The 419-nt window shown below is 72.1% G+C and carries 1 pseudogene; it reads right to left on the minus strand.

The features are described 5' to 3' along the window. Positions 1 to 73: 73 nt before the first annotated feature. Positions 74 to 419: pseudogene (locus I6F37_RS41775) on the minus strand (hypothetical protein); the annotation flags it as partial.

The raw sequence follows: 419 nt of genomic DNA on the forward strand, positions 1-419 counted from the left end.
GGCCCGACCAGCGTGTCTCGCTGCTGCTGCGCGTCAACCCCAAGGGCTTCGACCCGAGCCTGGTGCCGTCGATTCACCGCCTGCTGCGCGCGCTGCCGCCGGCCGACGGCGAGGTCGACGCGACGATCCCCGAATCGGTTGCGCAACTGCGCGTGCTCGACGGCCTGCTGAGCCAGTGGCACGCGGCGGCCGCGGCGTCGGCGTTCTTGCGTTCGGTGGCTGCAGCGGCGAGTGCCTGCTCGGCGGCAATGCGCTTTTCGGCTTCGGCGAGCGCTTTGGCTTTTTCCTGCTCGGCGACCTTGGCGAGGCTCGCCGACTCGGCCTCGGCTTTCGCTGCTTCCTGCGCTGCCTGGGCGGCGGCTTGGGCTGCCTGCGCCGCGGCGGCCTCTTCGGCGATGCGGCGCTTGCTGAGGCCGATC

It is taken from the genome of Bradyrhizobium sp. NBAIM08, assembly GCF_020193935.1.
GTDB lineage: Bacteria > Pseudomonadota > Alphaproteobacteria > Rhizobiales > Xanthobacteraceae > Bradyrhizobium > Bradyrhizobium yuanmingense.